The sequence below is a fragment of the Brasilonema angustatum genome (assembly GCF_059505445.1).
This window is the reverse complement of record NZ_JCACKO010000141.1, coordinates 20,017-33,251: the sequence shown is the minus strand read 5'-3', so window position 1 is coordinate 33,251 and position 13,235 is coordinate 20,017. Positions and strand designations below refer to the sequence as shown.

General features: G+C 39.3%; 11 protein-coding genes. 8 read left to right on the top strand and 3 right to left on the bottom strand.

Annotated elements, in window-relative coordinates; translation table 11 throughout:
* Positions 1-44 precede the first annotated feature (44 nt).
* From AC5JM2_RS27685 to AC5JM2_RS27675, 3 genes are read left to right on the top strand one after another with little or no spacing between them, the layout of a single operon-like run.
* Positions 45-872 (top strand): alpha/beta fold hydrolase, encoded by an 828-nt coding sequence (locus AC5JM2_RS27685; protein ID WP_495838057.1) that lies wholly within the window; start codon positions 45-47, stop codon positions 870-872.
* Between the two features lie 34 nt (positions 873-906).
* Entirely contained in the window at positions 907-1,914 is a 1,008-nt protein-coding gene (locus tag AC5JM2_RS27680; RefSeq protein ID WP_495838055.1) for a zinc-binding dehydrogenase, read from the top strand.
* A gap of 38 nt (positions 1,915-1,952) precedes the next feature.
* On the top strand, positions 1,953-2,351 hold the full coding sequence (locus AC5JM2_RS27675) for a nuclear transport factor 2 family protein (protein ID WP_495838053.1): 399 nt from the start codon (positions 1,953-1,955) through the stop codon (positions 2,349-2,351).
* Between the two features lie 21 nt (positions 2,352-2,372).
* On the opposite strand, the gene AC5JM2_RS27670 is transcribed toward AC5JM2_RS27675, so the two are convergent.
* Complete coding sequence (locus AC5JM2_RS27670) at positions 2,373-2,837, bottom strand: hypothetical protein (RefSeq protein ID WP_495838051.1); 465 nt, start codon at positions 2,835-2,837, stop codon at positions 2,373-2,375.
* 633 nt (positions 2,838-3,470) lie between these two features.
* On the opposite strand from AC5JM2_RS27670, the gene grpE reads away from it, so the two are divergent.
* The 5 genes from grpE (at position 3,471) to rpsU (ending at position 8,223) form a co-directional block, all read left to right on the top strand.
* Positions 3,471-4,112, top strand: a complete 642-nt coding sequence (gene grpE, locus AC5JM2_RS27665) for a nucleotide exchange factor GrpE (RefSeq protein ID WP_495838049.1) — start codon at positions 3,471-3,473, stop codon at positions 4,110-4,112.
* Between the two features lie 196 nt (positions 4,113-4,308).
* A complete protein-coding gene (locus AC5JM2_RS27660) occupies positions 4,309-6,060 on the top strand; it encodes an Hsp70 family protein (RefSeq protein WP_495838047.1) in 1,752 nt (583 codons plus the stop codon).
* A gap of 3 nt (positions 6,061-6,063) precedes the next feature.
* Positions 6,064-7,287, top strand: coding sequence for a J domain-containing protein (locus AC5JM2_RS27655; RefSeq protein ID WP_495838045.1), 1,224 nt, complete (start codon positions 6,064-6,066; stop codon positions 7,285-7,287).
* A 281-nt stretch (positions 7,288-7,568) separates the two neighbouring features.
* Complete coding sequence (gene rbp, locus AC5JM2_RS27650; protein ID WP_495838043.1) at positions 7,569-7,892, top strand: RNA-binding regulator; 324 nt, start codon at positions 7,569-7,571, stop codon at positions 7,890-7,892.
* A gap of 142 nt (positions 7,893-8,034) precedes the next feature.
* A complete protein-coding gene (gene rpsU / locus AC5JM2_RS27645) occupies positions 8,035-8,223 on the top strand; it encodes a 30S ribosomal protein S21 (protein ID WP_048867264.1) in 189 nt (62 codons plus the stop codon).
* Between the two features lie 10 nt (positions 8,224-8,233).
* Here the strand turns inward: rpsU and AC5JM2_RS27640 are convergent, their stop codons facing one another.
* Positions 8,234-12,028 carry a CHAT domain-containing protein gene (locus AC5JM2_RS27640; protein ID WP_495838040.1) on the bottom strand — a complete coding sequence of 1,265 codons (3,795 nt, stop codon included), beginning with the start codon at positions 12,026-12,028 and terminating at the stop codon, positions 8,234-8,236.
* A 274-nt stretch (positions 12,029-12,302) separates the two neighbouring features.
* A complete protein-coding gene (locus tag AC5JM2_RS27635) occupies positions 12,303-12,989 on the bottom strand; it encodes a hypothetical protein (RefSeq protein ID WP_495838195.1) in 687 nt (228 codons plus the stop codon).
* Between the last annotated feature and the right edge of the window lie 246 nt (positions 12,990-13,235).

Sequence of the window (13,235 nt, the reverse complement as noted above, 5' to 3'; positions counted from 1 at the left end):
TAAAAAGGAGTTTGATATTAGTTTTAAGTTATCAGGAGGGTCACATGAACAAATCTATCAAGCGAGCATTTTTAGATACTGAAGATGGTCAAATTCACTACAAAATTTGTGGTGAGGGAGAAGCACTTTTACTACTACATATGAACCCCCGCAGTAGTGATGAATATCGCGAATTAATGCCCATCCTTGCACAAAAGTACCGCGTCATAGCAATGGATTTGATGGGCTTTGGTGATTCTGACAAACCCCCTAGATTGTACTCTGTTGCTGACTACGCCAAAACTGTCATTGCTCTCTTGGATGAGTTGAGTATTGAAAAAGTAAACCTTCTGGGAAACCATACGGGAGCGTTTGTTTCCGGAGAAGTAACAGCAGCTTACCCAGAACGTGTTAACAAACTGATATTGGGCAATGTTGCTGGTTTTGGTGAAGCTGGAAAAACTGATTTAATGCAGAGATTTGATGAAGGTTTCGTCATTAAAGAAGATGGCTCTCACTTGATGGAAAGATGGTTAGCTCGTTCTAGATATGTAGGTTCTGCGGAGTTAAATCATCGTTGGGTTTTGGATGATTTAAAATGCTTTGGCTATCCTTTATATGCAGTTTGGGCTGTGGGTAATTACTGCATGGAAGCGGCAGAAAGGTTCAGTTTCATCAAATGTCCAACACTCATTTTATGGGGTATTCATGATGTAGAAGAATTTGAAAGATTGGGTTTAGCGCTAGCAAAAGATCGATTTTTTCTCTCTCAAGCGATTCCCCACGCTAAGGTTGCAGAGTTTCCTGACGGCACAATTTGTATGATGAACCAGATACCTGAGGAAATCTCACATGTTGTGCTTGAATTTTTGGATGAGACAAGCGTTTCATAAATGATACAAAAGGTGAAACTCTCAAGCAAAAAACATGAGTTCAAAAACCTACAAAAAACTAGTTGCAAAACAGTTTGCCCAAGATTTCAAATCAGCTATTGAAATCGTAGAACTCCCCATCCCCGAACCTGCACCAGATGAAATTGTCATTCGCAACAAATTCGCTGGAATCAACGCTGGGTTTGACACTTTACTTTGCCGAGGCGACGTGAGTTACATTAACTTAACTCCTGCCTTTGATTTAGGAGTGGAAGCGGTGGGAGAAGTCGTCGCAGTAGGAAATCATGTCAAAGATTTCCAAGTTGGTGATGCGATAGTCACTACCGTGCGTGGCGGAGGGTATCGCGAGTACCAAGCGATAAATGCCAACTTAGCAATCAAGGTGCGCCAAGCAACGCCAGAGATACTAACCTTGATGCCTACTGGTGTATCAGCAATGGTAGCCTTAGAACAAGTGGGAGAGATGAAAAGCCAAGAAGTTGTGTTGGTGACAGCGGCGGCGGGTGGTACCGGACACATTGCGGTACAATTGGCGAAGTTAGCGGGTAATCATGTGATTGGTACTTGCGGAACTGATGCAAAGGTAGAGTTATTGGAGGAGTTGGGATGCGATCGCATCATCAACTACCGCACACAAAATCTTAATCAAGTCCTTAAGCAAGAATATCCCAATGGCGTTAACCTAGTTTTTGAATGTGTGGGTAAACAAGTCTTTGATACTTGTGTGGATAATTTGGCAGTTCGCGGACGTTTAGTTGTGGTTGGTTTCGTTTCCGAATATGCGAATAATTTAGAACAAGTGACACAAGCGCGAATTTATCACAAGTTGTTTTGGAAAGCGGCTTCGGTGCGGGGGTTTCTCATGCCTTTGTATAAAGAATATATGACAGAGGCACGCGATCGCCTCTTCAATCTGTTCTACACAAACAAGCTAAAAGTTGCTGTTGACTCAACTCCATTTCACGGCATAGAATCCATTACTGCTGCTGTCGAATACCTCCTTAGTGGTCAAAATTGTGGCAAAGTCGTCGTTAGATTTTAGAAAATAATCATATATTTAGCAGTACACAGGAAGTCACAATGACACAACAGTCAGAAAACACTTTAAAAGTTGCTCATCAAGCATTTGAAAATTTACAGCATGGTTTGGCAACAGGCGAGTGGAACCAGTTGTTGGATATGCTTACAGAAGACTTTAACTTCTGGTTTCCAGTGGGAAAATTTCACGGGTTGAATGTAGGCAAACAAAGAGCTAAAGAGTTTTTTGAATACGTTTCCCAAGCTTATAGTTCAGGACTGACAGTGACTTCCTTAGACCATGTTACTAGTAATGAGACAACGGTTGTTTTTGAGTTCCGCGATGAGGGACCGTTCATGGGAGAACTTTACAAAAATCGGATAGCAGTTTCCTTTGATGTGCGGGGAGACAAAATTTGTGGCTATAGAGAATATTTTGGCAGTGATGGCAAATCGAATTAGGTCAGACTACGTTAATTTTCGTTAATTTTTCTCAGCATTTTTTTGATTCAATTCTCTGCACTTTGCTTCTGCAGCTTGATAAGCCTCTAAGTAATCCTTAGCACCCAACATAATATTTCCGTAATACTCGTAAGGTGGATCACCATAGATTGGCAATGGATCATCTTCTGGATAATCTTCTTTAGATTCTTCTATGATTGCTTTTAGTTCTTTTACGGTTAGCCGTTGTGCTGTAAAGTACCAAAGTTCTTGAGGATTTTTATTCAGGTACGCTAATGTTGGATCAACAATACAATCTTCCAGTTCTATCCAACCGTGTTCAGTCGGTTTGTGTGGTTTGCCAGCAAAAGCTAAAAAGCCTTGTACGTATAATGCTCCCTCAGTCCGTAATGCTGCTTTGTAAGCATTATCAAATGGAGCTTTAGGTTTGCTTTTTACGCGTTGGGCAATATCGAGAGAAAGTGCTTCATTCAATGGTTTATTCATCGACAGCGAGCATTAAGCAGCGACTCTAACATACTATCACTTGTAAATCCCTTGACCAAATGAATCATAGCGATTTTTAATTGGGTGCAATACAGTAGAGAGCTTACACGTAATATCTCTACACACCTTTGTGTGTTTGAACATTGAACAAATGAGAATTATTTAAAATCTGTTCAACTCTCAGAAAAGCTTAATTGATATCGGCTCATATAACAGTTCTATTGGATTTCTAAATATTAACCGCCCTTGGCGACACGCGAGTGCGTTCTTTGAGTGCGACGAGTGCGTGTCCGCAGGATATAGACGCCTCCTCCGGCTAGGACGCCAAGAAACACCAGAGATAAAAGAGTTTCACGTTAGCGTAGCGTGCCGTAGGCATACGCGAGTGCGGGCAAGTTAGGACAAATCAATTAGGATTGCTATAGCGAACTGCTTTGTTATCATTGTGATCAATTAGCTAATATAGCAGTCCTAAATGAAATTGTAAATTGTCTCATGAGGGCTCTTAACAGGGAACAGGGAACGCGTAACAGGGATTGTTTATAAATGATTTAGGATTGCTATATTAGCAGTAGCATATATTTTCTTGAACACTTATAAACTTTACATAGTTTTTATTATTGGTAAAATCAGATGAGCTTCAGTCATAATAACAATAAAGATTTTCAAGAATTAGAGAAAGGTTTACAGAAATTACTCAATGAAAATTTACAGATTTTTTTAGATAGTATGTTGAAAAATAATATAGAGAAATATATTAAAGAATCTTTAGATGAATATGTATCAGAGCAAAGAAAAATACAACGTGCCTCTTACACAAATACTAACGCAATTCTAGATAATACTGCTACCATTAAAAATTTAGATGAAAAACTTGAACAAACGATGGCAGAACTGGACGAGTTGAAAAAATCTGTGGAAAACATGCTTATGGAGCAGCGTCAGAAGAATGGGGAACTGCAACGAAAAATTAATAATTGGGAACAGTCAGCAATAGAGTTTCTTAGGCTATTAGAAAGGGCAGTTGATTACGAGAAAGATGAGAATAGAGTGATAATAAATAGAATATTAGATTGTTATAATGAGAGTTTTCTAAATTTAGGAATAGAGCGTATTATTCCACAACAAAAAGAATCGCTTTTGGAAAGATTTCATGAGGCAATCGATGAAGAAGAATCAGATATAGTACCAGGTAATATCGTTAGATGTATAAGTTGGGGTTACAGAATTGGTGAGAAAGTTCTTGAGAAAGCAAAGGTTATTGTAGCAAAATAACTAGTACCCTAACAGTAAAATTAAAAAACTCAAAATATGTTCTCCGGAGCGGTTTTGCGTGAGCATCTGTAACTTTTGTGCAGAAATTACAAAAAGATGAAAATAGCATAAGCAAATTTCCTAGATATTGACTATATGCACTGATTTTAGTATAACAGCTTAGGAATTTTACAGTGAGAAAGGAATCCGTTAGGCAATGACAAAAAATTATGCTATAGGAATTGATTTAGGAACATCAACATCTGAAATTTGTGTCTACAGAAATAATGAGTCATTTCCAATTCCTGATCCTGTTACAAAAATGACGATTATTCCCTCAATTGTTGCTATAAATAAAAAGGGCGAACTGTTAGTAGGAGAAAATGCCAGAAGTTGGCTTGATGTCTCAAATAGGGGAGTTCGTGAAGTCAAGCGGAAGATGGGAACTGGAGAAACTATCAAACTGCTGGGTAAAGACTATCGACCTGAAGAAATTTCTGCTTTAATTCTTCGTCAACTGAAGGAAAATGCGGAAGTTGCACTAGGAATAGAAATTCGAGAAGTAGTCCTTTCTGTTCCCGCGAACTTTCCAGATGCAGCTCGACAAGCCACATTGAATGCAGGTGAATTGGCAGGATTAAAAATTATTCGCCTGATAAATGAACCAACAGCAGCCGCTTTAGCTTTTGGGATCAAAAATATTGATGTTGAAGAACAGCTTGTTGTCTTTGATTTTGGTGGTGGTACATTAGATATCACTGTACTGGAAATGGTTGCAGGTGTTCTTGATGTTAAGTGTAGTTTCGGTAATCCTCAATTGGGGGGTAAAGATTTCGATGAAGTAATGATGACATTCATCAAGAGAAAATTTCAGACAGAAAATCCTCAGGCAGAAATTTCTCAAAAAGCTCATGGTGCACTGAAAGAAGCTGCAGAAAAAGCAAAAAAAGTTCTTTCTACACAACAATCGTATGATATACGAATTCCGTATTTTGCAGCAAGTCATGGTGAATTTATTGACTTAGAAGTGGAAGTAACGCAGCAAGAGTTTGAGCAGGCGATCGCACCTCTATTAGAAAAGGCGCGAGACTGCATCAATCAAGCACTAAATGCCAAAAATCTGCACCCCAGCACAATCAATCGAGTGTTACTTGTAGGTGGAACAACTTACATTCCTGCTGTTCGCCAATTAGTCGTAGAGATCTTTGGTAAACAAGGCAAAGCACTTGATGTTGGTGCAGACTTAGCTGTGGGTGTTGGTGCATCTATTCATGCTGGGATTGCTCAAGGTTTATTCTGTGAGGATTCCGGTGTTATTCTCACTGATGTTGCTCCTTTTGGATTGGGTATTGAAGTGGTGAGTTACGTTGGCGGACAGTATATGCTTACCTATGAACCTTTGATCCAACCCAATACAACGATTCCTTATTCTACTCAAAAAACCTACACTCTTTTGAAAGCAGATCAAAAGCGGCTGGAAGTTCGTCTCTATCAAGACAACACAGGGAGAGCAAAGCTACCAAATGAAGCGATTGACACAGGAATAGAAGCACAGATCACAGATATTCCTCCAGCTGTTGATGGTATTCCCTATGCAGTGCAAGTGGAATTTTATTATGACATTAATGGGATAGCTAAACTAAAAGCGACTATTCCTAATATTAATAAAAGTGTAGAGCTATCTTACGGTTTTTCAGCCAAGCGCATGGCTAACAAAGATATAGCGGATGCAGCTTCTCGTCTCAAAGAACTGTGGAAGCAAAACGCCAAAGCAAGACAATACGAAGGACTTATTAATAAAGCAGAAAGATATATGGCTGGAATACCTCCTCAAGAAAGATCGCCGTTATCTGATATTGTTATGGAACTCAAAAAAGCTCTCATGAATGACAATATTCAAGAAATTCAAACAGCAGGCGATCGCCTTGTTGACTTATTGTTTGATTTAGAAAATAACATGGAATTATAACAGATGGTGTATGAACTCTATCATATCCTGGGAATTTCCTCTCAGGCATCTGCTGATGAAATCAAACGAGCGTACTTTCAGTTAGTTCGTAAGTATTCTCCAGAAAAAGATCCAGAACGGTTTCAACAAATTCGGATAGCGTATAATACGCTCTTCGACTCAAAAACACGAGAAAATTATGACGCCATGCAGAAGTATGGCGACCAAGTTAAAGACCTGATTTCGCAAGCTCAAAATAAAATGCAAGTAGAAGAATGGTCAAACGCCATTCCTTTACTTAAGCAAGCTCTTATACTAGCACCAAGAATTGACATAGCTCGTCATCTACTGGGTCTTTGTTACATTCATACTGAAAATTGGGATTTTGCTGTGAAAATCTACACAGCACTAACGAAAACTAACCCAGACGTGACACTCTATTGGAGTAACTTAGGTTATGTTTATAAACTGCAAGCTCAATGTTCTGATGAGGAAGATTTTAGTAAAATTCAAATGTATCACAATGCCCGTGACTGCTTTCAGCAATCAGTAAAATTAGAACCATTTAATTCTGCACCATATCTAGATATAGCGGAAACGTATCTTGACCAAAAAAATTACTCTGAAGCACTTGCTTGGGCAGAACGTGCTATTAGTGCTGATGGGAAAGCTGATTATAATGACTTTGAAGCACTTTTTTTTATCTGCCGCGTTCACTTTTATAGTGGTGCATTACAAAAAATAGAAATTTTAGGCAAGAGAATTATATCTTTACTACCGAAAAACTCAGATATTCGACGATACGCTGCTAGTAGATTTGCTAACATGGGAATTGAAATCGCAAAAAGTGCTGCAAACTCTAGTAATTTTGATAGGTGGAGAGCAGCTTTTCAATTCCTCAAAACAGCTAGGGATGTAGAACCAGATAATTTAGATATTCAAGAAATTTGTACAAAAGTTGAGGAAACCGTTGCAGCTATTGATCAATATGAAAATCTCAATCGTGATTATCTCATTAATAAAGGATTCCAAAGACTAGCTGCATTTTGTTTAGCTGATTATTTTAATTTTTATGATTCACAGCAAGAAAGAAAAAGTTTTTTGAATGACATACTCACAGAAATTTTAGTTTCTCCCACCAGTACAATTTTTGCGTCACTTGAGAGAATTAAATTTTACTATCCTGCAGTGTATAAGCTGAACGTAGAACTCTTTCATCGAATTGAGCAAGTGGCTTGTGTACCTTAACACCCTTTAGTATAGTACTCATCCGCAAATTTGTGATAACTATTGTCACAACAATCAGGTGCTAAATCTGCCGCAAAGCAAAGGGCTTGGGAAGCCAAGAGCTTCTGTTGTTAATCAATTTGAACATTTCTGAACTTTTTTCATATGGACAACAGAATCCTGTTATTTTATGCTAACATTACTAACGAGGAATTATATTCGGTTGTGTAGTTTGTGTTTATCTATTTACAAGCGTCTCTCCGAATCTAACTTTCTACACCATTTGATTCTGGAGATGTTTCATGTCGATTTACGTCGGTAATTTATCTTACCAAGTTGAGCAAGATGACCTCAGACGGGTTTTTGAGGAATATGGAACTGTGAAAAGTGTTCAATTGCCTGTAGACCGGGAAACAGGTCGTGTGCGAGGTTTTGCTTTTATAGAAATGGCAGAAGAGGCACAAGAAACTGCAGCAATAGAGGCTCTAGATGGTGCAGAGTGGATGGGTCGTAATCTCAAGGTTAATAAGGCTAAGCCCAAAGAGAACAGAGGCTCATCTGGTGGTGGTGGTGGTAGATTTAATGATAGAGATAGAGGAGGATACTCTTCTAGAAATCGCTATTAATTAAGCTTTGCGATAAAGAATTTAACTCTAAAGTCTCAAGGGCAGACAAAGAGTCTGCCCTTTTTTGCGCTTCAGCTTAACTTACGTTCCTCAAACCTATCCAGTCATTTATTCATTCAATTAATTTAAGGAGGAGATAATAATGACCCAAGTGATTCTTGGCGAAAATGAAGGAATTGAGTCAGCCCTCCGCAGATTTAAGCGAGAAGTTTCCAAGGCAGGAATTTTTCCGGACGTGAAGAAACACCGTCACTTTGAAACACCCCTTCAAAAACGTAAACGCAAAGCAGTTGCTAAGCAAAAGCAGCGTCAGAATCGTTTCCGCTATTGAGGGTAACTGTTTAAAAAGAAAACTTACCTGCAATCTTAAATGCTGCCCAGTAGTAAGGGTGATTATAGAGCTTGGTTTCGGCTGACATTTCACGACTTCTATGTAATTCTGTTGCTAAACTTGCCCTAATTTTTTGCCCTTCTTCAGGTAGTTGGTTGAGTAATTCTTCATACCATTGTTTCAGTTCACCAGCAGTCAGTTCCTTAAGCCATGCGGTTGTTTCCGCCAATGCTTTGGCTGCTGATTTATTTTGCTGAAGTCGCAGATAAAACTCTATCATAACCAAAGTAATAGCAGCTGATTCCACAGTCCACACACTACTCAATACATGATTAACTCTTTGACTAAGAAAAGCAGTGACTATTCCAACATATTCAGTCGTGATATTCTGGTTGCTAGTCATGCCTGTTTCGCAAGTTGAAAGAATCATAAGGTTATAACTTGCAATTGGCTGTTTGCAGATTTCCTCTAGAGTTAATTTATCTTCACCTGCTAATAGAAATTCTGATTTGTGTGGCTGACTTAAATTGTCAGTAACATAGCCTGTAAAGTGAAATATATTGTAATTTTCAGATAAAGCATTTTCTACCTGTTTTTTTGTAGCTTGTAAGCCTTGAATGCGTTTACAGTAAGTAAACATCTGACTAATAGCTTCAGATTCAAGTTCAGCAAATTGTGGTGTGGGATAATTTATGCTTTCTTGGGGTTCCACAATGAGTAATGATTGGTTTTGAACCTGGAAGAGTTGTTGGGATTTGAAAGAAAACCCGATTTGGATGCTAGGTAGATAGGTAAATGTGTAATTATGCTGCTTCAACAATTCTTCTTCCCAAACAGAGGAAAGATTGAAAAGGGCGTGGAGAGGAAATCTGTGTAAGTCACGGTGGGGAATTAAAATCAGGTTGGTGATGTCCTCAAGTTCATTCACAATTGCAGAAATATTGAGGATCTGTTTCAAATGCAATAACCTCTGATCCATTTCTGCCTGCCATGAATGGACACTTTTGTCTGATGCATCGTTAGTTTGGAGTTGTTGATATTGCCTGTATTGTTGATTCCAATCTTTTAGCCAATCTTCAAATTCAACCAAGCGTTGTACCACTTCGGGTAAAGGCACTTCATCAATCACCCTATCAAGTACCGGTCTAAAAATGAGAATAGGTTCTGGAGACTTATATTTAATGATGAATGTGTGTAAGGCGCAAGGGCTAATATGCCAGTAAATAATTGCAGTTGTAGGATTGAGAAGTTCCTGAATTGATCGATAGCTAAGTGGTTTGGTTTCATCTGTCCAACCATACAGAAGCCAGGTTAAACAAGCATTTTTGCCACGTTCGGCAATTTCTATAGCTTCCGCTATCTCACCAGACTGTACAGCTATATCAACTGCCAACTGTTCAAAACCTGCAAACTTGAGTGCTAACTGTTTTTTCTCTTCATCAGATTGAGTCGTTTCGCTTAGTAAAAATTGTATGAAATCTGTTCCATATAGATGAAAATCTTGCGCTTGGGAAGTTTGCCCCAAAGCTACAAGTGTTTTTATCAGGTTTTGCAAAACCTCTAGGTGTAGTAAAGCAAAGGGTTCTGGTGTGAGAGTATGAAGCGCCTGATTATACGCAGTGACGGCTTGTTGCCAATAATAGGAGGGTGTAGAATGTCTCTTACCTCGGTCGTAATAGGCATTGCCAAGCGCGAGATGCAATCTGCCCCAACCTTCTGGCTGTGTATTTTGATCAACATATTTCAGCCCTTGTTCATAGCTTGCCAATTTCTCTTCAAGCCCTTGTTCATACACCTGTGCTGGACTCAAGAAACTTAAGTGTGAGTTGTCCCTAGAAACGACACTTTCTGCTGCATTCCCTCGGGCGATCCAGGCTTCCCAATAGTCAGGTTTGATTTGTAAAGCGCTATCATATGAGGCGATCGCTTCTTCAAATCTCTGCAAATAAAATAGCAGCATAGCTCGGTTGTACCAAGCTAATTCAAACTGAGGATAAAATTCTATCGCTTTATCATAACAAGCAATTGCCTCTTCACGCTGTCCGAGATTGTCCAACGCCACAGCACAGTTGAACCAGCCTAAATAGTAGTCGGGTTTGATTTCTAAAGCTTTTTCCCAGGATGAAATTGCATCATCCCAGCGTCCCAAACTGAACTGTACCACACCTTTGTCAATCCAGACTTCATGAGAGTTTGGATTAATTTGAGCCGCTTGTTCGTAAGATGCGATCGCATCTTCTGATCTTCCTACTTTTTCCAATGCACCAGCCAAAGCGTACCAAGCTTCCAAGAAGTCGCTTTGAATTTCTGTTGCTTGTTCTAAGCTGGCAATTGCATCTTCAAATTCTCCTAAATCAGAAAGTTCCACACCTCGTTTGTACCAAGCTAAGTGGAAGTCATTTTGGATTTCTAAAGCTTTCTCATATGAGGCGATCGCATCATAATTTCGTCCATCCTGCGCCAACGCCAGACCTCGATAGTACCAATTGTCTTGGTCTTGTGGTTGCAGTATGATTGCTTTATCGTAACTGGCAACGGCTTCCAATGCACGCCCTAATCTCTGCAATGCTATACCTCTGCCAGACCAAGCTTCTGGGTAATTGAATCTAATGTCTATAGCTTTATCAAAGCACAAAATCGCATCTTCAAAGCGTCCTAGTTCACCTAGTGCCCCGCCTCGGTAATACCAACATTTATAAAAGTCTGGTTTGAGTGCAATTGCTTCGTCGTAAGATGCGATCGCATCTTCAAAATGTCCTAAATAAAATAGTGTTAACCCCCGGTTAAACCAATATTCATGCGAGTTGGGGTGAATTTCTATAGCTTTGTTGTAAGATGCAATTGCTCCTGATAAATCACCTGTTTTAGCTTGCTTAAGACCTTCGTAAAACCAAGCTTCTGCTTGTTCTAAAATCGTCTTTTGTTGATTTATTGGTAAACTTGTATTGGTTGATACTTCGCTTTGAGACCCTAGCCCAGAAGCCAGTTCCTCAACTAAACTTGTACTCTGCTCTAACCTAACTAACAATTCATCCAGCCTGACAGCAATTGGTGACTGAAGATCTGAAAAATCCTGAGTTGTAGGACTTTGTGAATCTGCTTGCACGTTTTGTTCTACCGCATAGTAGTAGGATTCTTCCTCCTTTTGCTCATCTGATGAAGTCCAGGCAGATTCTGGTATTAGCAAATCAACACCTGGTTGATCAAATTGCCATATAAATTCCTCTTGATTCTTGGTATACTCTTCCTGTGGAGGATTTAAAAAGGGTGCAGGCATCCCTGCGGGAATATTGTCTGAATCCTCTATACTTTTGTTTCGTGTCAACCCCTCTTCTAATTGGGTTCGCAGTGTTGTATCAGTTATGGTTTCCGTATCTTGTGTCTGATCATTTTCCCAATACGAATTGTCTAAGTTTCGCGTCAACAATCGTATGCCAATGTCGTAAGATAAGTCTCCAATCCTCCCAATACCCAACTCACCTAGTTGCACCATTTGTTCTGCTAAGTAGTTATTTGGTGCCGGCGATTTTAACAATCTCTCCCCAAAATCTAGTAGCCAATTTATCCAGCGATCATTGGAGATACGCTTTTCCATTCTTTGTAGATATTTAATCGCCCACTCTTGCCCTCTTCCCTGATGCACACCTTCCAGCAGTTGGGTAAATAGAAATTCTAAATCCGCATTTGTCAATGCGGGTGGAGGTGTCATCTTTCGTTCTTCTGTGGGATATACAGAACGAGTCTGCTTTTTCCGCAAGAAGAACTTCAAATACTTCTTAATCCACTTGAGTAGCCACTTGAGCATTTCGGGAATTATTGGAGATTAAATTGGTCATCATCAGATTTTAGCGAGCACTGTGTTAAAAAAGTTATCTTGACTTAAAAACCTATAACAATTGAATGAACGATCACACAGTCAGTTGGCAATCTAACATAGCATACTAACACTCACAGAAGAAAGGTTGTTGAAATTTTTAAGTATTTATACTTAAAAAACTAATTTGTAGCACAAAATTTTACCCGAAAGTTTTAGGGTTACTATTTCTATATACAAAATGCTTTCATCGTGAAGCCTTGAATTACGATTCAGCTTGATTTGTAGTGGATTCATTTGCCGCTTGGAATTGATCAACCAAAGCTTGGATAATTATTTGTGGATCGTCTGTCTCCATTCCTAATTGCTCACAAAGTTGCTTGCGTAAATTCTCGTCTTGCTGTATTAACACAAATAACTGATCTAAGGTAACACTTTGGTATTCTCCTTCTGGAAGATTTTCTATTTCTATATCATCGTGTTGCTCATTTTGAGTTTGTGTCGTTACAGGAGTTTGCTTGACTGCATCTGGTCCTTGATACTCCCATATTGGCTCGCCAACTGTACGCGTTAACAACTGCATCCCAATATCATAGGCAACGTTTCCCACTTCTCCAATTTCCAACTCACCTAGTTGTACCATTCGGGAAGCTAATTCGTTATTGGGTGTGGGTGATGCTAACAATCTTGCACCAAAACGTTCCAACCACTGCACCCAACGTTCTTCTGGGACGCGATGTTCAATATTATTCAGCCACTTTTGCGCCCACACTTGTCCTCGTGCTTGATATACACCTTCTAATAGTTCTGTAAACAGAAATTCCAAATCTGTATCACTTAAAGGTGGAGGCGGTTCATTGTGAACGTTTACCCGTGTTTTAGCTGGACTCTGGTTTGAGCCAAACAAACGTTGCAAAAACTTTTTGAACCATTGAATTAACCGCTTGAGCATCTCCCGCACCCGTAAGTGTTGGTGGTCATCATAGATTGTAGCGGTGTCTAAGGACAACCTGCTAGGCGTTTGTCAACTACACTCCGAAGTCTTACTAATATCGAGTAGAATATACAGACACAAAAATTTTTTCACTATAGAGACACAAAAATTAGCATCAAGTCGGATAATATCCCCAAGCTAGACTTTCTTGGCTCTATGGTATATTTGTACTATACAAAAAGAATCATCAATGCCTGAAGTTAC